The sequence below is a fragment of the Kitasatospora sp. NPDC015121 genome, assembly GCF_055562955.1.
On the sequence record NZ_JBVHEH010000022.1, the window covers coordinates 73,411 to 91,743 of the forward strand.

An 18,333-nucleotide genomic window follows, 5' to 3' on the forward strand; every position below is an offset into this window, starting at 1 on the left:
GGCATGACCTCCTCCGACGCCACGCCCGACGCTGCCCCCGCCGAGCGGCGGCCCGTGCCCCGACTGGTCTTCAAGGACCCGTTCGAGCAGCAGACCTCCGACGACACCGACCGCGGCTGGGGCGAGCCGGCGGGGGAGCGGGGGCTGGACTGGTACCGCAGCCAGCGGCCCCCGCACCACGGCCAGAAGTAGGAGCGCGCGGGACGGACCGGGCGGCGGTCAGCCGCGGCGGACCAGCGCGTCGCGGATCTCGGTGAGCAGTTCGACCTCCTTCGCCTCGGCCTCCAGGGCCTCCTCCTCCACCGACTTGCGCTTCCGCATGAAGTGGTTCATCGGCAGGATCAGCAGGAAGTACACGACGGCGGCGGTGATCAGGAAGCTGAGCGCGGCGCTGAGCACCGAGCCCCACAGGATGAAGATGCCCGTGGTGACGTTGCCGGCGGCGTCCACCTCGCACGGGCCCTTGAGGCAGGAGCTGTAGGCGGCCAGGTCCTTGGTGCCGAACAGACCGACCAGCGGGTTGATCACGCCCTTGACGAACGCGTTGACGACGTTGGTGAAGGCCGCGCCGATGACGACGGCGACGGCCAGGTCCACCACGTTGCCGCGGAGCAGGAATTCCTTGAAGCCTTTCATGCCGCGTCGAACGGCGGACGCCCGCGAAGGTCACGGGTGAATCCGGCGGCGTCAGGTTGACGCCAGCGGGCAGCCGGCCGCCCCCGGGGCGGGCCCGGCCCCCGGCGGCGGCGCGGGCGGCGGGGCGCCCCAGAGCAGCGCGGCGGCCAGCGCGAGCGCACCCGCGGCCACCGGGCCCGGGCGCCCCAGCAGCGCGCCCCGCACGCGGTGGCGGCCCCGCGCGGTGGCCCGGATCGGCGGGAAATCGGGCACCGCGCGGCGCGGCGGCACCAGGACGGCGGGCAGCGGGGGCAGCACGGAGGAGGTCACGGCGGGGGTCCTTCCGGTCGGACGGCACGGCCCCGGGCGGGACCGCGGCAGCCATCCTGCGCCCGGCCGGCCCGCCCGTCCCGCGGATTTCCCCACCCTGTGGAAAACCCCGCCCTGTGGAGAACCGGCCTCACCCCGGCGGGTGAACCGCTGCTCCGTCCGGCGGAACTCCCGTGACCACCCGGTCCCCGCCGTCCGGAGGAACCCCCGTGACCGGCCCCCCGGGCCGCCCCGCCCCGGACGGCACGGAGCCCCCGCCCGGCACGGCCGGACGGGGGCTCCGCGGAGAGCGCGGTGGCGCGGGGGTGTCAGCTCGCGGTGGACGCCGAGCCGGCGGAGCTCGTCGAGCTCGTGGCGGGGGCGGAGCCGCTGCCGCCGGAGGTCGAGGAGGACGAGGTGGAGGAGCTCGACGCCGTCGACGACGAACCGCTCACCGAGCTGCTGGAGCTGGAGCGGCTGTCGGTGCGGTAGAAGCCGGAGCCCTTGAAGACCACGCCCACGGCGGAGAAGACCTTGCGCAGCTTCCCCTGGCAGTCGGGGCACGTGGTCAGCGCGTCGTCGCTGAACTTCTGCACCGCCTCGAGGCCGTTGCCGCACTCGGTGCACTGGTACTGGTACGTGGGCACTTTCCGCTTCCTCCTGTCACTCCCCCTGGCACTCTCACGCCATGAGTGCTAACGACGGTCCATGATGCGGCATTCCGCTGGTGGAGTCCAGCGGCTCAGCCGCGCGGGGCCGCCCCGACCGCCTCCTCGTGGACGGCGCCTCCCCGTGCCACGGTACGGGGCGCGGACGCCGGGGCGAGCAGCAGGCGGCGCATCGTGACGAGCGCCACCAGGCCGAGGCCGGAGCCGGCCAGCGCGACGGTGAAGCCGAGCGGGGCGCCGGAGCGGTCGATCAGCTGTCCGGCGGCGGTGGAGCCGAGCGCCAGGCCGAGGCCGATCGCGCCGGTGAGCCAGGTGAACGCCTCGGTCTTGGCGCCGGCCGCGACCAGGGTCTCGACCAGGGTGTAGCCGGTGATCAGGGTGGGCGCGATGGCCAGCCCGCAGAACAGCCCGGCGGCGGCCAGCGCGGCCAGGTTGGGCATCGCCCACAGGGTGGAGCAGCCGAGCACCAGCAGGGCGTAGCAGGCGACCATCCGCCGCGCGGCGCCGCTGCGCCACGGGACGAGCCCGTAGAGCACGCCGGCGATCATCGAGCCGGCCGCGAACAGGCCGTAGACCAGGCCGCTGAGCCCCTCGGCGCCGGCGTCCTGGGCGAAGGCGGTGATGGAGACCTGGAGGGTGCCGAAGACGGTGCCGAGGCCGAGGAAGGCGCCGGCCAGCAGCCGGACGCCGGGGGAGGCCAGCGCGGAGGCGCGCCGGTCGCCGGGGGCGGCGGGGCCGGTGGGCGCGGGCGCGGTGTCGCGGCGGGCGGCGAAGGCCAGGCCGCCGAGCAGGGTGAGGGCGGCCTCGGTGGCGAGCCCGACGGCCGGGTCGGCCAGGGTGGCGATGCCGGTGGCCAGCATCGGGCCGACCACGAAGGTGAACTCGTCGGTGACGGACTCGAAGGCGAACGCGGTGTTCAGCAGGGCGGGCCGCTCCTCCAGCCGGTGCACCCAGCGGGCCCGGACCATCGCGCCGACCTGCGGCACGGCGGCGCCGGCCGGCGCGGCGGCCAGGAACAGCGTCCAGTCGGGGGCGTCGGAGCGGACCAGCGCGATCAGCGCGGCGACCGCGAGGGCGTGCACCACCACGGCGGGCACCAGGACGGCGGCCTGGCCGTGCCGGTCGGCGAGCCGGCCGGTCTGCGGGCCGACCAGCGCCTGGGCGACGGCGGCGACCGCGGCGACCGCGCCGGCCAGGCCGTAGGAGCCGGTGGACTGGTGGACCAGCAGCACGACGCCCAGGCTGAGCATGGCGTACGGCAGCCGGGCGACCAGCGCGGGGAGCAGGAACGTGCCGGCCCGGGGGGTGCGCAGCAGCGCGCCGTAGCCGGTGCCGTGGGGGGTGGGGTCGTCGACCGGTCGGCGGGCCGCCACGGTCGGTCCTCTCTGCCGCCTGGTAGCGCGGGACCCGCGGTCTCGGTGGACCGGTCCGGCGCCGAGAGTCGTCCTCTCGCGCGTCGACCGGGGTTGTTACCGGGCCCGGGCGGGGTGCCGCGGGGCCCGGCCGCCGAGCGGTCGCGCCGACTCTGCATCAGGCAGGTACGGAAAATCAGGGTGGATCTGGGCGTATCAGGGTGTTCTGCCCTTCAGCTTAGCGGTTCAGTGCGCCTTCTTCCTGGCTTCGGAAGGCGCCTTGCGGCCGCCGGCGCGTGAACTCCCCGCGTTGTGCAGCCACCCGGCGAGCTTGCCGCCCTGGTCGACGGCGCGCAGCCGGCGCTCGGCGGCCTCGGAGACCTCGTCGGTGGTGACCACCAGCAGTTCGTCGCCCTCGCGCAGCACCGTCATCCGGTCCGGCACGAAGCTGGCGCCCTCGCGGACCACCAGGGTGACGGCGGCGCCCTTGGGCAGCCGTAGTTCGGAGACCTCGACGCCGGACATCCGGGAGCCGGGGGAGAGCTGGACGGACAGCAGGTAGCCGTGCAGCTTCTCCAGCGGGGCGGACTCGATGCCCAGGTCCTGGCCGATGTCGCCCTCGCCGATCCGCAGCCACCTGGCGACCAGCGGCAGGGTCGGGCCCTGGAGCAGGGTGAAGACCACGACCAGGATGAAGACCACGTTGAACAGGTGCTGGGCGTCGGTCGCGCCGGTCACCAGCGGGATGGTGGCGAGCACGATCGGCACCGCGCCGCGCAGCCCGGCCCAGGACAGCAGCGCCTGCTCCCGCCAGGGGACCCGGAACGGCGTCAGGGTCAGCAGCACCGACAGCGGCCGGGCCACGAACACCAGCACCGCGCCGGCCACCAGGCCCGGCACGACGGCCGAGCCCATGGTGGCGGGCGTGACCAGCAGGCCGAGCAGCACGAACATGCCGATCTGCCCGATCCAGGCCAGCCCGTCGGCGAAGCCGCGCACCGCGGGGCCGTGCGGCAGCTTGGAGTTCCCGAGGACCACCGAGGCGAGGTAGGCGGCGAGGAAGCCGGAGGCGTGCAGCAGCGCGCCGCCCGCGTAGGCGAGGACGATCAGCGCCAGCACCGCGATCGGGTACAGGCCGGAGGAGGGCAGCGCGACCCGGCGCACCGCGTACGCGCCGAGCCTGCCGACCAGCAGGCCGACCGCCGCGCCGACCGCCAGCTCGACGACGATGGTGCCGACCAGCACGTACCAGGGGTCGAGCTCGCCGGCCGTGGCGAAGGCGACCACCAGGATCACCACGGGCGCGTCGTTGAAGCCGGACTCGGCCTCCAGCAGGCCGGTCAGCCGCTTGGGCAGCGGCACCATCCGCAGCACCGAGAAGACCGCGGCGGCGTCGGTGGAGGAGACGATCGCGCCGAGCAGCAGCGCGGTGCGCCACTCCAGGCCGACCAGCCAGTGCGCGCCGGCGGCGGTGACGAACACCGAGACCGCGACGCCGAAGGTGGCGAGCACGGCCGCGGCGGGGACCACCGGTTTGATCGCCTGCCAGCTGGTCTTGAGCCCGCCCTCGGCGAGGATGACCACCAGGGCGGCGTAGCCCAGCACCTGGGTGAGTTCGGCGTTGTTGAAGCTTATGCCGATGCCGTTCTGGCCGAGGGCGACGCCGATGCCGAGGTAGATCAGCAGCGAGGGCAGCCCCGAGCGGGTGGAGATCCGCACCGCCACCACGGCGAACAGCAGGATCACGGCGGACTCGAGCAGCAGGGTGTTCAGGTGGTCAACGGTCACGCAGGGGCACCTCGGGCAGGGAAGGAGCGACTGACGGATCGTTACCCATCCTAACATTTTACTTGATCTTTACGCTAGTCCGCCGATCCCGCACCGCCCGGTAAGGTCCCAGCGGTGCCGTCGAACCGCCGCCGGTGTCCCCCGTGCACGGCCGCCGGTGCGCTCGCCCTAATGTGGTGACCTGTCACGGCCGCACGCTCCCTCAAACAAGGACTCGGATGCCCCGCTCGAAGAAGTTCCGGCGCGCACGTCTGATCATGATCCTGCTCGCCGTGCTGCTGATCGCGGGCCTGGTCGGCGGCGGCTGGTGGGCGGTCGACACCGTCCGCTCCTCCTTCCCGCAGGTCAGCGGCACCGTCCGGGTGGCCGGCATGTCCGCCCCGGTGGACGTGGTCCGCGACGACAAGGGCATCCCGCAGCTGTACGCCGACACCGACGCCGACCTGTTCCGGGCCCAGGGCTACGTGCAGGCCCAGGACCGGTTCTGGGAGATGGACGTCCGCCGGCACATCACCTCCGGCCGGCTCTCCGAGATGTTCGGCTCCTCCTCGGTCGAGAACGACACCTTCCTGCGCACCATGGGCTGGCGCCAGGTCGCCGAGAAGGAGTGGAACACCGTCCTGTCCGAGGACACCAAGCGCAACCTCACCGCCTACACCGAGGGCGTCAACGCCTGGCTCGCCGAGCACCCCGGCGGCGCCGGCGCCTCGCTGGAGTACGCGCTGCTCGGCACGGTCAACTCCGGCTACCAGCCCGAGAAGTGGGACCCGATCGACTCGGTGGCCTGGCTCAAGGCGATGGCCTGGAGCCTGTCCGGCAACCTGCAGGAGGAGATCGACCGCTCGCTGCTCACCCAGGACTTCACCGCCGAGCAGATCGAGCAGCTCTACCCGCCGTACCCGTACGACCGCAACGGCACCATCGTGAAGACCGGCAAGCTCTCCGCCGACGGCACCTACACCCCCGGCGAGGGCACCACCGTCCCCCCCGCTCCCGGTGCCGCCACCCCGGCGAGCAGCGCCCAGGCCCGGGCCGCGACCCAGGCCCTGGCCGGCGAACTGTCCGGCCGGGTGGCCGCGCTGCCGCAGCTGCTCGGCCCGCAGGGGCAGGGCATCGGCTCCAACTCCTGGGTGGTGTCCGGCGCGAACACCACCACCGGAAAGCCGATGCTGGCCAACGACCCGCACCTCGGCCCCGGCATGCCGTCCATCTGGTACCAGATGGGCCTGCACTGCCGCGCCGTCTCGCCGACCTGCGGCTACGACGTGGCCGGCTACACCTTCGCCGGCATGCCCGGCGTGGTCATCGGCCACAACAAGGACGTCGCCTGGGGCTTCACCAACCTCGGCGCCGACGTCACCGACCTGTACCTGGAGAAGGTCACCGGCCCCGACACCTACCTCCTCGACGGCAGGGACGTGAAGTTCACCGTCCGCAAGGAGACCATCAAGGTGGCCGGCGGCACCGACCGCACCATCACCGTCCGCACCACCCAGGACGGCATGCCGCTGATCTCCGACCAGTCCTCCGAGCAGCAGGAGGTCGGCCGGGACGCCCCCGCCGGCAACGCCGCCCCCGACCGGGCGGCCGGCTACGGCGTCGCGCTGCGCTGGACCGCGCTCGTCCCCGGCAAGACCATGGACGCCGTCTTCAAGCTCGACCGGGCCACCGACTTCGCCTCCTTCCGGTCCGCCGCGCAGGACTTCGCCGTCCCCGCGCAGAACCTGATCTACGCCGACACCAAGGGCAACATCGGCTACCAGGCCCCCGGCCTGATCCCGGTCCGCGGCAAGGGCGACGGCCGCTACCCCGCCCCCGGCTGGGACTCCTCCTACGCCTGGAGGACCACCTACCTGCCGTTCAAGTCGCTGCCCTACGCGTACAACCCGCCCGAGGGCTACGTCGTCACGGCCAACCAGGCCGTCGTCGACCAGAACTACAAGCCGCTGCTCACCACCGACTGGGAGTACGGCACCCGCGCCAAGGAGATCGCCGACCAGATCCAGGCCAAGCTGAAGAACGGCGGCAAGATCTCGCTGGACGACATGCAGTCCATGCAGCTCGACAACACCAGCGTGCTGGCCCGGGAGCTCGTCCCGCTGCTGCTCAAGGTGAGGATCGACGACCCCTACGTGCGCGAGGCCCAGGACCTGCTCAAGGACTGGAACTACCGCCAGGACGCCGACTCCGCCGCCGCCGCGTACTACAACGGCGTCTGGCGGGCGCTGCTCACCCTCGCCTTCGGGCAGAAGTTCCCGGCCGACCTCCGGGTCGAGGGCGACTGCCTGCTGGTGCGCCAGAAGCGCGACGACACCCTGCCCGACGACGCCCTGAACGGCGCCGCGCAGGCCGTCACCGAGTGCGGCACCCGCAAGGCCTCGCAGGCCCAGCCGGACGGCGGCGACCGCTGGACGGAGGTCGTCCGGCAGCAGCTCGCCGACCCGAAGTCGCCCTGGTGGGACTACATCGACTCCGACCACAACCAGCAGCACGGGCTCGACAACCTGCTCGCCGAGGCCCTCAAGGACGCCCGCCAGGACCTCACCTCGCGCCTCAGCAAGGACATCTCCACCTGGAGCTGGGGCCGCCTGCACCAGCTCACCCTGAAGGAGCCCACCCTCGGCAGCGACGACTCCTCGCTCGCCTCCGGCCTCGTCCACAAGCTGCTCAACCGGGGCCCCTACAAGCTCTCCGGCGGCAGCGCGGCCGTCGACGCCACCGGCTGGAACGCCGCCGCCGGCTACGACGTCGACTGGATCCCCTCGATGCGGATGGTCGTCGACCTCAGCGACTTCGACGCCTCCCGCTGGATCAACGTCGGCGGCGCCTCCGGCCACGCCTACCACCCCAACTACAACGACCAGACCGCGCTCTGGGCCTCCGGCCGGCTGCTGCCCTGGGCCTACACCAAGGACGCGGTCGGCAAGGCCGGCCGGAACACGCTGACGCTGACCGGCTGAGCCGGCGCGCCCCGGACGGGGGCCGGGGGCGACACCGCGTCGCCCCCGGCCCCCGTCCGGCGTCAGAACCGGGTCACGCCCGCCGGGGTCACCACCGCGTGCACCGGGAGGTCGTGCGGCTCGGCGGGGAGCGCGGGCAGCAGCTCGTGCGGGTACAGCAGGGTCGCCAGCAGCGGCGCCGCGTGCGCGCGGACGAGCCGGGCCAGGACCCGGTCGTAGGAGCCGCCGCCGCGGCCCAGCCGGGTGCCCCGCCGGTCGACGGCGAGCCCGGGCAGCAGCACGACGTCCGCGCCGAGGACCGCGTCCGGGCCGAGCCGGGGCGCGGTGGGTTCGAGCAGGCCGCGGCCGGCCGGGACGAGCCGCTCGTCGTCCTCGTACGGCGCCCAGTCCAGGTCGTTGTCGGGCAGCAGCACCGGCAGCAGGACCCGGGCGCCGGCCTCGGCGAGCGCGCCCAGCAGCGGGCGGGTGCCGGGCTCGGCGCCCACCGAGACGTACGCGGCGACGGTGCCGCCCGGCGGCACCAGCGCGGCCGCGTGCCCGGCCAGGGCCCGCGCCGCGGCGGCGCGCTCCGCGGCGTCGAGCGCCCGCCGTTCGGCGAGCAGCCGTGTCCTCAGCGCCGCCTTGTCGTTGGACAACCGATCCGCAGTCACTGTTCGATTCCCTTCAGCTCCGAGCCGTGCACTGTCACGAGCCTGACACGCCGAGGCCGCCGCATGCCCAGCCCGCTCCTGCTCCAGGCCCTGGCCGCGCTCGGCGCGGCCGCCCCGGCCGCCGCCGGTGTCCTCGCGCTGCGCCGCCGCCGGGCCGGGGCCGAGCACGGCGCCAGGGAGGCGGAACTTCTGGCGAAGATCGCGGAACTGACGGTGGAACGGGACGAGCTGGTGCGCACCGCCTCCTGCGACCCGCTGACCGGCGTGTGGAACTACCGCCACCTGCAGCTCACCCTGGACCGCGAGATCGAACGCGCCCGCCGCGCCGAGGCCACCGCGATCGACCCCCGCCCGCTGGCGGTGCTGCTGGTGGAGATCGCGGGCTTCGAGGCCGTGGTCTCCGAGCACGGCCGGACCCGCGCCAACGCGATGCTGCGCGACCTCGCCCAGCGGCTCGCGATGGAGATCCGCGGCTGCGACACCCTGGGACGATACGGCGGCGAGGAGTTCCTGGCCCTGCTGCCGGACACCGGCCCCGAGGGCGCCGCGCAGGTCGCCGAGCGGCTGTGCTGGTCGGTGCGCCGCCACCGGCTGACCGACCGTCACCCCGGCGAGAGCGCCGACCCCGGCGAGCGCAGCGGCCTGACCGCGTCCGTCGGCCTGGCCGTGCTGCCCCGGGACGGCGCGCACGCCGCCGTCCTGCTGCGGGCCGCCGACCGCGCGCTCGCCGCCGCCCGCGCGGCCGGCGGCGACTGCTGGCGCTCCACCGAGCAGCTCCCGCCCGAGTTGACCGGTCCGAACGCTTCACCGACGCCCGGTAAGGTGTCTCCCAGCCCCGGCGGGGCCCCCCTCACCCCGCATGCGACCACCGTCGGCCCGGGCCCGACAGGTGACAGGCCCCAATAATCGATTCATCCCGCTCTCAGCCGGGTGGAACGCCCGCCTTAGTAAGGTCGACGCATGACGAACAAGCACGCCCGCCAGCCGGTCACCAAGGCAGTCGTTCCGGCTGCCGGCCTCGGCACCCGGTTCCTCCCCGCCACCAAGGCCACGCCCAAGGAGATGCTCCCGGTCGTCGACAAGCCGGCGATCCAGTACGTCGTCGAGGAGGCCTCCGCCGCGGGCCTGTCCGACATACTGATGGTGACCGGTCGCAACAAGCGTGCTCTGGAAGACCACTTCGACCGCGCCTACGAGCTGGAGGAGCTGCTCAGCCGCAAGGGCGACCAGGAACGGCTGCGCCGGGTCCAGGAGTCGGTCCAGCTGGCCAGCATGCACTACGTCCGCCAGGGCGACCCCAAGGGCCTCGGCCACGCCGTCTCGGTCGCCGAACAGCACGTCGCGGGCCAGCCGTTCGCCGTCCTGCTGGGCGACGACCTGATCGACCCGCGCGACCCGCTGCTGTCCCGGATGATCGAGGTGCAGCAGGAACTCGGCGGCTCCGTCGTCGCGTTGATGGAGGTCGACCCCGCCCAGATCCACCTGTACGGCTGCGCCGCCGTCAAGGCCACCGACGTCGGCGAGGACGTCTTCCAGGTGACCGACCTGGTCGAGAAGCCCGACACCGCCGACGCCCCCTCCAACTACGCGGTCATCGGCCGCTACGTCCTCGACCCGGCGGTCTTCGACGTGCTGCGCGAGACCCCGCCCGGCCGCGGCGGCGAGATCCAGCTGACCGACGCCCTGCGCGAGCTGGCCACCCGGGGCGAGGACGACGGCGGCCCGGTGCACGGCGTGCTGTTCAAGGGCCGCCGCTACGACACCGGCGACCGCGCCGACTACCTGCGGGCGATCGTCCGGCTGGCCGCCGAGCGCGAGGACCTCGGCCCCGAGTTCCGCGGCTGGCTGCGGCAGTTCGTGGCCACCGAGATGCAGGGCTGACCCACCCGCGAAGGAGCGTGAGGCGATGACCGGGAAGCACGACCCCTGCTGCGAGGGTGCCGGCTCCCCGGCCTCGCCGCGCCTGTGGACCGTCGACGAGCACCTCGCCGACGTCCTCGCCGAGGTCGCCCCGCTGCCACCCATCGAGCTGCAGCTGCTGGACGCCCAGGGCTGCCGGCTCGCCGAGGACGTGCGGGCCGCCGACGACCTGCCGCCCTTCGACAACAGCTCGATGGACGGCTACGCGCTGCGCACCGCCGACACCGTGCGCGCCACCGAGCAGTACCCGTCGGTGCTGGCCGTGGTCGGCGACATCGCGGCCGGCGCCGCCGAACTGCCCAGGGTCGGCCCCGGCCAGGCCGCCCGGATCATGACCGGCGCCCCCGTCCCGCCCGGCGCCGAGGCCGTCGCCCCGGTCGAGTGGACCGACGGCGGCACCGGCACCGGACGGGCCGCCGACGCGATGGGCGCACCCGTCGCGGACGAGGAGGTCCGGGTGCTCCGCCCGGTCGCCGAGGGCGCGCACATCCGCCGCCGGGGCAGCGACGTCACCGCCGGCGACACCGTGCTGGAGGCCGGCACCGTGCTCGGCCCCACCCAGCTCGGCCTGCTCGCCGCGATCGGCCGCGGCACCGTCAGGGTCGCCCCCCGCCCCCGGGTGGTCGTGCTCTCCACCGGCAGCGAACTCGTCCAGCCCGGCGAGAGCACCGGGCCGGGCCGGATCCACGACTCCAACTCCTTCACCCTGACCGCCGCCGCGATCGCCGCCGGCGCCGTCGCCTTCCGGGTCGGCGGCGTCCCCGACGAGGCCGGCACGCTGCGCGCCGTGCTGGAGGACCAGCTCGGCCGGGCCGACCTGATCGTCACCAGCGGCGGCGTCTCGGTCGGCGCGTACGACGTGGTCAAGGAGGTGTTCGCCGACTACGGCGGCGTCGCCCGCGGCGGAGCCGCTGGTTTTAGCTTCCGCAGGCTGCGGATGCAGCCGGGCAAGCCGCAGGGCTTCGGGCGGATCGGCCCCGGCCCCGGCGTGCCGCTGCTGGCACTGCCCGGCAACCCGGTCAGCGCGTACATCTCCTTCGAGCTGTTCGTCCGCCCGGTGATCCGCACCATGCTCGGCGCCCCCGACGTGCACCGCCCGGTGGTGCGCGCCGCGACCACCGCCGCGCTGCGCTCCCCGGCCGGACGGCGGCAGTTCCTGCGCGGCCGGTACGACCCGGCGGCGGGCACCGTCTCCCCGGTCGGCGGCGAGGGGTCGCACCTGGTCGGGGCGCTGGCCCGGGCCGACTGCCTGATCACCGTCCCCGAGGACACCACCGCGCTGCCCGCCGGAAGCGCCGTCGATGTGGTCCTTCTCACGGACTGACCCGGGCGGGGCTGTACGGTAGCGCGAGATTCGCACCGTGCCACTGGAGCCCACTCGTGACCGACACACCCCCCGGCGACCGCCTCACCCACGTCGACCACACCGGCGCCGCCCGGATGGTCGACGTCTCCGAGAAGGCCGCCACCACCCGCGTCGCGGTGGCGGCCGGCCGCGTCCGGGTCGCCCCCCGGGTGGTGGAACTGCTGCGCGGCGAGGGCGTCCCCAAGGGCGACGCCCTCGCCGTGGCCCGGATCGCCGGGATCATGGGCGCCAAGCGGACGCCCGAACTGATCCCGCTCTGCCACCCGATCGCGCTCACCGGCACCACCGTCGACCTCGCCGTCACCGACACCGCCGTCGAGATCACCGCCACCGTCCGCACCGCCGACCGCACCGGCGTCGAGATGGAGGCGCTGACCGCCGTCGCCACCGCCGCGCTCACCGTCATCGACATGGTCAAGGCCGTCGACAAGGCCGCCGCCATCGAGGACGTCCGGGTGCTCAGCAAGACCGGCGGCAAGAGCGGCGACTGGCACCGCGGGGAGGACGCCAAGTGAGGGCGCTCGCCGTCACCGTCTCCAACCGGGCCTCGGCCGGCGTGTACGAGGACAAGGGCGGCCCGCTGCTGGTCGCCGGCCTGCGCGCGATGGGCTTCGAGACCGACGGCCCGCAACTCGTCCCGGACGGCGAACCGGTCGAGGCGGCGCTGCGCGCGGCCGTCGCCGCCGGGTACGACGTGGTGCTGACCACCGGCGGCACCGGCATCTCCCCGCAGGACCTCACGCCCGAGATGACCGCCCGGGTGATCGACCGCCGGATCCCCGGCATCCCCGAGGCGATCCGGGCGTACGGCCGGGCGAAGGTGCCGACCTCGGCGCTCTCCCGCGGCCTGGCCGGCCTGGCCGGACGCACCCTGGTCGTCAACCTGCCCGGCTCCACCGGCGGCGTCCGCGACGGCCTGGCCGTGCTCGCCCCGCTGCTGCCGCACGCCGTCGACCAGCTGGCCGGAGGCGACCACCCGAGACCCGCCGAGCCGGCCGGTCCCGCCGAGCCGGGCGATCCCGCCGATCCCGCCGGGAGCGCGCGCTGAACGCCGGCTGGCCGGTCGAACTGGCCGAGGGGGACGTCACGCTGCGGCCGATCCGCCGCCGCGACCAGGCCGAGTGGCAGGAGGTCAGCCGCCGCAACCGGGACTGGTTGCGCCGCTGGGAGGCCACCGTCCCGCCCGCCCCGGCCGGCCGCGCCCCGCTGCCCCGCCCCACCTACCGCCAGATGGTCCGCTACCTGCGCGCCGAGGCCGGGGCCGGCCGGATGCTGCCCTTCGTGGTGGTCCACCAGGGCCGCCTGGTCGGCCAGTTGACGGTCGGCGGGATCACCTGGGGCTCGATGTGCTCCGCCAACGTCGGCTACTGGGTGGACGAGGCGGTGGCCGGCCGCGGCATCATGCCCACCGCCGTGGCGCTCGCCGTCGACCACTGCTTCCGCGACCTCGGCCTGCACCGGGTCGAGGTGTGCATCCGCCCCGAGAACCGGCCCAGCCGCCGGGTGGTGGAGAAGCTGGGCTTCCGCGAGGAGGGCCTGCGCCCGCGCTACCTGCACATCGACGGCGACTGGCGCGACCACCTGGTGTACGCGCTCACCGCCGAGGAGGCCGCCGACGGGCTGCTGCGGCGCTGGCACGAGCTCAGGAACCGGCCGCCGCAGGGTAATTGAATATCTGTTCGAATATAGATATCGATATGGCATCGGGGTCGGGGCGAGCCGTCACAAATACCGGCAAAATAGTCTGAGAATCAGCTTGATCGCACGACACGCCGCGCCAAATTGCTGCAGCGCCTTCGCCCGCGCCCGTACCGTGGGAAACGTGAGCAGTAGCGGCCTTATCTACGCGGTCATCGTAGGGGCCTGGGCCGCCTATCTGGTGCCGATGTGGCTCCGCAGGCAGGACGAGCTCAACGAGTCGCGTCCGACGGAACGCTTCAGCACGGCGATCCGCCTGCTGGCCGGTCGATCGGCCATGGAGCGGCGCGCGGCCCGGGCCCTCGGCGAGCAGACCGCCGAACAGCACCCCGCCGGGGACGAACCGGACGGGGCCTTCGCCGACCCCGGACCCGCCCCGGCCGCCGGGGCGGAGAGCGCTTCGGCGCCCGCCGACCCCGCCTCCGCCTCCGTCCCCGCCGAGCAGCGGGCCGAGCGGGAGCGCGAGCGCGAGCGTGAGCGGGACCACGACGACCGGCGGTCCGCCGAGCGGCGGGCCCGGCTGCTCGCCCGGCGGCGGCGGATGGTCACCATGCTGTTCCTGGCCTTCGCGCTGGGCGCGGTGGTCGCCGCCGTGGCCGGCTTCGCCTTCCTCTGGGTGCCCGCCGTCCCCGGCGTGCTGCTGACCCTCTACATCGGCCACCTGCGCCGACTGGAGCGGCAGCGCTACGAGGTGAAGTTCGACCGGACCAAGGCCGCGCAGGCCGCCGAGCGGCTGCGCGAGCGCGAACGCGAGCGGACCACCGCCCGCCCGTCCGCCGAGCAGCGGCCCGCCGCCCGTCCGGCGCCCGCCGCCGGGCCGGTCGCCGCGGACCCGAGCACCACCCGGGCCACCGTGCTGGCCGAGGCCACCGAGCACGAGGAGTGGGTCGACGGCGTCCGCGCCCGGGCCGCCGCCGGACCGGACTCCTGGGAGCCCGTCCCCGTCCCGCTGCCCACCTACGTCACCGCCCCCGTGGCCCCCCGCACCACCCGGGGCCTCGACCTCTCCGGCCCCAACACCTGGGACTCCGGCCGCCCCGCCACCCCGCTCTTCGACCAGTACGGCGAGCCCGGCCCGTCCGCCCAGCCCGCCCCGGCCGACTGGGCCACCCGCCCCCGCGCCGCCAACGAGTAGCCGTCCCGCCCGTCCCGCTCCGCCCGCCCCGGTCGCAACGTCCCACCAGCGCCGGGGCGTTCGCACGCCCGGCCGCCCCGCGACGACCATGGTCACGAGTACCTCCGCGGAGGTGATAGAGTTCTTTCTTGTTGGGGCTGTGGCGCAGTCCGGTAGCGCACCTCGTTCGCATCGAGGGGGTCAGGGGTTCGAATCCCCTCAGCTCCACCAACGAAATCCCGCCCGGGAGACCGGGCGGGATTTCTGCTTTTCGGGATCAGTTCCCGGCGTCCGGGTGGGTGGTGGAGGCGAAGAGGTTCAGGCCGAGGGCGCCGGAGAGGTGGTGGGTGACGCGCTGGCCGCGGACGCTGTTGCCGGCCGGGTCGAGGCGGGGGGAGAAGACCGCGATGGCGCCCTTGCCCGGGGCGACGGTGACGATGCCGCCGGAGACGCCGCTCTTGCCGGGCATGCCGACCTCGTAGAGCCAGTCGCCGCTGCGTTCGTAGAGGCCGGCGGTGGCCAGGGCGGCGAGGGTGTCGCGGCAGACCCCGGGGCCGACCACCCGTTCGCCGGTGAGCGGGTTGACGCCGCCGTTGGCCAGGGTGGCGCCCATCACCGCGAGGTCGCGGACGCTGACCGCCAGGGAGCACTGGCGGGTGTAGAGGTCGGTGGTGGTGACCGGGTCGCGGGCGAGGGCGCCGTAGCTGTCCAGCAGGCGGGCGATCGACTCGTTGCGCTGGTTGGTGGCCCGCTCGGAGTCGTACACCCGCCGGTCCAGCCGGAGTTCGCGGCCGGCGAAGCGGGAGAGCCCGCGGCGGACGAACTCCCAGCGCTCCTCGGGGGAGTCGCCGGGGGCGAGGGCGGCGGTGGCCAGCGCTCCGGCGTTGACCATCGGGTTCATCGGGCGGCCGTGGTTGAGCTCGACGGCCAGCACCGAGTCGAACGGCAGGCCGGTGCTGTTGACGCCGATCCGGCGGCGGACGGTGTGGTGCCCGAGCTCCTGGTCGACCAGGGCGAAGACGAAGGCCTTCGAGACCGACTGGATCGAGAACAGGTGCTCCGCGTCGCCGACCGCGTGGACGCCGCCGCCCACATGGGCCAGGGCGATGCCGAACAGCTCCGGGTCGGCCTCGGCCAGCACGGGGATGTAGTCGGCGACCTTCCCGCCCCGGTCGTCCCGGAAGCGCCGGTGCACCCGGGACAGCGCCGCCCGGACGGCCTCGTCCGAGGGGAGCCGCCCGGTCGAGACGGCCGCCTGGGCCGCCCCGGGGTCGACGGTGTCCCCGGTGTCGTGGATCACGCTCTCCAAGCGGTGCCTCCCGCTACCCCGCCCGGCCCGCCGGGGAGGTGTCGTCCTGTTCCGGTGCGGTTCATCCTGCCCGCCGCGCCCGGCCCCGGCCCGGAGGCGGGGCGCGGCGGGCAGGACGCGGACGGACCGGAGTCGACCCGTGCCCCCGCTCAGGCCTTCCGGACCACGCCGGACTTCAGCTGCATCGCGCCGAAGCCCTCGATCCGGCAGTCGATGTCGTGGCCGTCGACGCCGTCGACCAGCCGGATGTTGCGGACCTTGGTGCCGGCCTTGATGCCGGACGGGCTGCCCTTCACCTTGAGCGTCCTGACGACCGTCACGGTGTCGCCGTCGCTCAGCACGTTGCCGACCGAGTCCCGGACCACCCGCTCGCCGGCGGCCGTCGGGGCGGTGTCGGCCGGGGACCACTCGTTGCCGCACTCCGGGCAGACCATCAGCGCGTCCATCGCGTAGGTGTACGCGCTGGAACACTTCGGACAAGGGGGTATGTTGTCGCTCATTTCGCCCACCCTAGCGGGCCAACTGCCGTGCGGCGCAAGGCGGGAGCGGGACGGAGCGGGACGGGTGCGGCGGGGGCGCCCGGGCCGCGCGGCAGCCCGGTGCGACGCGCGCCCCGCCGCTCGTCACCTCGCGATTGCAGATGTTAGCAACTGCGCAGCCCGACAGGTCGAGGCGGTCGGCGGGTGGTCGACGAGTGGCCGGCGGACGGTGGGTGGGAGCGCGGGCACTCTCGGTGCTGTCGCCCGGTTGCTAAGGTCGTGGTGGACGGCACCATGCCGGGAAGCGACGGAGAAGGGGTGAGGAAGTGGGTGCGGACACCCCCCGCGCGGCTCCCGTGGTCAGCGCGCCGCTGTACCAAGTGAAGGCCGAGTTCTTCAAGACGCTCGGCCACCCCGTCCGGATCCGGGTGCTGGAGCTGCTCAGCCAGCGCGAGCACGCCGTCGCCGAGCTGCTGCCGGAGATCGGCGTGGAGGCCGCGCACCTCTCCCAGCAGCTCGCCGTGCTGCGCCGGGCCAACCTGGTGGTCGCCCGGCGGGAGGGCAGCACCGTGCACTACAGCCTCACCAGCCCGCAGGTCGCCGAACTCCTCAGGGTGGCCCGGGAGATCCTGGGCGGCGTGATCACCGGCCAGGCCGAGCTGCTGGACAGCCTGCGCGCGCCGACCGGACCGGCCAAGGGCTGAACCCCGCCGCTCCGGGGCGTCGGAAGTGAACCTCCCGGCCTCCCGGCATGCGGGAACAGCGAGTTGCCAAATTCGTAAACTCCATACATGATGCCTGCTGTGGGACCGGTGACCGGCACGCCCGATCGGGCCGGGCCGGGAACGGCCGGAGGAGGCCAGGGTGTCCGGGATCTTCGACGCGGAACTGCGCGACCAACTCGCCGGAGCCCGCCGGGCCGAGGCCGAGGCGCACGCCGCCGGGGACGAGGACGGCGCCCGGGCCTACGCCGGGAGGGCGGCCGAACTGCGGCGGATCGCCGACCGCCACGGGATCGCGCTGCCGGACCCCGTGCCGGACCGGGCTCCGGACCCCGCGTGAACGCCCTCCGGCTCCGGCTGCTCGCCGTCCTGCCGAACCGGCGGTTCCACGCCGGGCCGCGCCGCCCTCGCCGACCCGACCGACCCCCGCTGGAGCAGCCGTGAGCGACGCCGTCCGTGACGAGAAGAGCAAGCGCCGGGCGATGATCGTCCGGGCCCTGATCTACATCGCCGGCACCCACCTCTTCGCCGGGTTCGTGATCCTGCTGTTCACCGTCGGCGGCCGGAAGTAGCCCGCCGGCCGACGAGCTGTGGGGGACGCCCGGACGGGAGTCCGAGCCACCGTACTTCGGCTGGCTCTCCACCGAACTGCCGCTGTACGAGCCGTCCACGGTCAACCTGAAGACCATGCACCACACCCGGCCGGTCGGGGAGCGCCCGTTCATCGAGCTGGAGCCCACCGACCACCCGCTGGCCGTCGAGCAGCGCACCGGCATCACCCCGGAGCGCGTCCGGGAGATCGCCGAGGCGCTGCTGCACCCGGGGCGTTGAGGGCCCGGCCTCAGGGCTTCAGGACGGTCAGTCGGACGATCGCGGTGTCCGCGCCGTCCGGGGTGCTGACGGCGGTGCCGGCGGGGGAGGGGCCGAAGCCGAGCACCCGGTGGTCGAGGCCGGCCGGGAAGTCCCAGTCGACGTGGTCGCGGCGGCGCAGGGTCGCGGTGTCGCGCAGGGCGGTGTCCGGCGGGAGGGCGACCGGGGTGCCGTGCAGGGCGGCGAGGTAGTCGGCGGCCGTGGCGGACGGGGCGGTGAAGCGGAGGAAGAGGACGTCCGGGCCGGTCGCCGAGTTGTCGTCGCTGTAGTAGCGGACCCCGGTGGCGGCCGGCGGCAGCGTGACGCCGTAGTAGCGCAGCAGGGTGGCGAGGTTGCGCGGCCCGCCGAGGTTGGCGCAGTCGTACTGGCGGTAGGCGCGGGCGTCGTGCGGGTGCATCGGCCAGCAGTCGCCCCACGCCCGGCGGGCGCCGACCAGGCCGCCGCCGAGGGCGAGCAGCACGACCAAGGCCCAGGTCAGCGGCCTGCGGTGCCAGGCGCGGCCAGTGGTCATCG

At 74.3% G+C, this 18,333-nt stretch carries 21 protein-coding genes, 1 tRNA gene and 1 pseudogene; 14 read left to right on the top strand and 9 right to left on the bottom strand.

From position 1 onward, the window contains the following. Positions 1-3: 3 nt before the first annotated feature. On the top strand, positions 4-192 hold the full coding sequence (locus tag ACZ3J7_RS29090; RefSeq protein WP_465626150.1) for a hypothetical protein: 189 nt from the start codon (positions 4-6) through the stop codon (positions 190-192). A gap of 27 nt (positions 193-219) precedes the next feature. Here the strand turns inward: ACZ3J7_RS29090 and mscL are convergent, their stop codons facing one another. The 5 genes from mscL to ACZ3J7_RS29115 form a co-directional block, all read right to left on the bottom strand. Continuing rightward, the gene (mscL, locus tag ACZ3J7_RS29095) at positions 220-636 is read right to left on the bottom strand and encodes a large conductance mechanosensitive channel protein MscL (RefSeq protein WP_465626152.1); all 417 of its coding nucleotides are present in this window, start codon (positions 634-636) and stop codon (positions 220-222) included. 51 nt (positions 637-687) lie between these two features. Then, positions 688-945, bottom strand: coding sequence for a hypothetical protein (locus ACZ3J7_RS29100; protein ID WP_465626154.1), 258 nt, complete (start codon positions 943-945; stop codon positions 688-690). A gap of 308 nt (positions 946-1,253) precedes the next feature. Beyond that, on the bottom strand, positions 1,254-1,571 hold the full coding sequence (locus ACZ3J7_RS29105; protein WP_465626155.1) for an FmdB family zinc ribbon protein: 318 nt from the start codon (positions 1,569-1,571) through the stop codon (positions 1,254-1,256). A 95-nt stretch (positions 1,572-1,666) separates the two neighbouring features. Continuing rightward, on the bottom strand, positions 1,667-2,965 hold the full coding sequence (locus ACZ3J7_RS29110; protein ID WP_465626157.1) for an MFS transporter: 1,299 nt from the start codon (positions 2,963-2,965) through the stop codon (positions 1,667-1,669). A gap of 225 nt (positions 2,966-3,190) precedes the next feature. After that, positions 3,191-4,732 carry a potassium/proton antiporter gene (locus ACZ3J7_RS29115; protein ID WP_465626159.1) on the bottom strand — a complete coding sequence of 514 codons (1,542 nt, stop codon included), beginning with the start codon at positions 4,730-4,732 and terminating at the stop codon, positions 3,191-3,193. A gap of 218 nt (positions 4,733-4,950) precedes the next feature. Between ACZ3J7_RS29115 and ACZ3J7_RS29120 the strand changes: the two genes are divergently transcribed. Further along, complete coding sequence (locus ACZ3J7_RS29120; protein ID WP_465626161.1) at positions 4,951-7,692, top strand: penicillin acylase family protein; 2,742 nt, start codon at positions 4,951-4,953, stop codon at positions 7,690-7,692. Between the two features lie 62 nt (positions 7,693-7,754). On the opposite strand, the gene ACZ3J7_RS29125 is transcribed toward ACZ3J7_RS29120, so the two are convergent. Beyond that, positions 7,755-8,342 (bottom strand): 5-formyltetrahydrofolate cyclo-ligase, encoded by a 588-nt coding sequence (locus ACZ3J7_RS29125; RefSeq protein WP_465626163.1) that lies wholly within the window; start codon positions 8,340-8,342, stop codon positions 7,755-7,757. Between the two features lie 63 nt (positions 8,343-8,405). Between ACZ3J7_RS29125 and ACZ3J7_RS29130 the strand changes: the two genes are divergently transcribed. The 8 genes from ACZ3J7_RS29130 (at position 8,406) to ACZ3J7_RS29165 (ending at position 14,671) form a co-directional block, all read left to right on the top strand. Then, positions 8,406-9,248, top strand: coding sequence for a GGDEF domain-containing protein (locus ACZ3J7_RS29130; RefSeq protein ID WP_465626165.1), 843 nt, complete (start codon positions 8,406-8,408; stop codon positions 9,246-9,248). 54 nt (positions 9,249-9,302) lie between these two features. After that, complete coding sequence (galU, locus tag ACZ3J7_RS29135) at positions 9,303-10,223, top strand: UTP--glucose-1-phosphate uridylyltransferase GalU (RefSeq protein ID WP_465626167.1); 921 nt, start codon at positions 9,303-9,305, stop codon at positions 10,221-10,223. A gap of 25 nt (positions 10,224-10,248) precedes the next feature. Further along, complete coding sequence (gene glp, locus ACZ3J7_RS29140) at positions 10,249-11,586, top strand: molybdotransferase-like divisome protein Glp (RefSeq protein ID WP_465626169.1); 1,338 nt, start codon at positions 10,249-10,251, stop codon at positions 11,584-11,586. Positions 11,587-11,702: 116 nt separating this feature from the next. After that, complete coding sequence (gene moaC, locus ACZ3J7_RS29145; RefSeq protein WP_380234627.1) at positions 11,703-12,143, top strand: cyclic pyranopterin monophosphate synthase MoaC; 441 nt, start codon at positions 11,703-11,705, stop codon at positions 12,141-12,143. Further along, entirely contained in the window at positions 12,140-12,676 is a 537-nt protein-coding gene (locus ACZ3J7_RS29150; RefSeq protein ID WP_465626170.1) for a MogA/MoaB family molybdenum cofactor biosynthesis protein, read from the top strand. The genes moaC and ACZ3J7_RS29150 overlap by 4 nt, the downstream gene beginning before the upstream one ends. Next, complete coding sequence (locus ACZ3J7_RS29155; RefSeq protein ID WP_465626265.1) at positions 12,673-13,299, top strand: GNAT family N-acetyltransferase; 627 nt, start codon at positions 12,673-12,675, stop codon at positions 13,297-13,299. The genes ACZ3J7_RS29150 and ACZ3J7_RS29155 overlap by 4 nt, the downstream gene beginning before the upstream one ends. A gap of 151 nt (positions 13,300-13,450) precedes the next feature. Next, positions 13,451-14,461, top strand: a complete 1,011-nt coding sequence (gene sepX / locus ACZ3J7_RS29160; RefSeq protein WP_465626172.1) for a divisome protein SepX/GlpR — start codon at positions 13,451-13,453, stop codon at positions 14,459-14,461. 133 nt (positions 14,462-14,594) lie between these two features. Continuing rightward, a tRNA-Ala gene (locus ACZ3J7_RS29165) sits at positions 14,595-14,671 on the top strand. A gap of 46 nt (positions 14,672-14,717) precedes the next feature. Here the strand turns inward: ACZ3J7_RS29165 and glsA are convergent. Together glsA and ACZ3J7_RS29175 are read right to left on the bottom strand one after the other, a co-directional pair. Then, positions 14,718-15,740, bottom strand: coding sequence for a glutaminase A (glsA, locus tag ACZ3J7_RS29170; RefSeq protein WP_465626267.1), 1,023 nt, complete (start codon positions 15,738-15,740; stop codon positions 14,718-14,720). A gap of 158 nt (positions 15,741-15,898) precedes the next feature. Continuing rightward, entirely contained in the window at positions 15,899-16,249 is a 351-nt protein-coding gene (locus ACZ3J7_RS29175) for a zinc ribbon domain-containing protein YjdM (RefSeq protein ID WP_465626174.1), read from the bottom strand. A 305-nt stretch (positions 16,250-16,554) separates the two neighbouring features. Here ACZ3J7_RS29175 and ACZ3J7_RS29180 point away from each other — a divergent pair, with 305 nt between their 5' ends. From ACZ3J7_RS29180 to ACZ3J7_RS29195, 4 genes and pseudogenes are all read left to right on the top strand, one after another. Then, on the top strand, positions 16,555-16,932 hold the full coding sequence (locus ACZ3J7_RS29180) for an ArsR/SmtB family transcription factor (protein WP_465626176.1): 378 nt from the start codon (positions 16,555-16,557) through the stop codon (positions 16,930-16,932). 160 nt (positions 16,933-17,092) lie between these two features. Then, on the top strand, positions 17,093-17,290 hold the full coding sequence (locus ACZ3J7_RS29185) for a hypothetical protein (RefSeq protein WP_465626178.1): 198 nt from the start codon (positions 17,093-17,095) through the stop codon (positions 17,288-17,290). Positions 17,291-17,390: 100 nt separating this feature from the next. Beyond that, entirely contained in the window at positions 17,391-17,522 is a 132-nt protein-coding gene (locus ACZ3J7_RS29190) for a DUF6126 family protein (RefSeq protein ID WP_465626180.1), read from the top strand. Between the two features lie 7 nt (positions 17,523-17,529). Next, a pseudogene (locus ACZ3J7_RS29195) lies at positions 17,530-17,781 on the top strand (DUF2199 domain-containing protein); the annotation flags it as partial. A gap of 10 nt (positions 17,782-17,791) precedes the next feature. On the opposite strand, the gene ACZ3J7_RS29200 reads toward ACZ3J7_RS29195, so the two are convergent. Beyond that, positions 17,792-18,331, bottom strand: a complete 540-nt coding sequence (locus tag ACZ3J7_RS29200; RefSeq protein WP_465626182.1) for a hypothetical protein — start codon at positions 18,329-18,331, stop codon at positions 17,792-17,794. Positions 18,332-18,333: the final 2 nt, after the last annotated feature.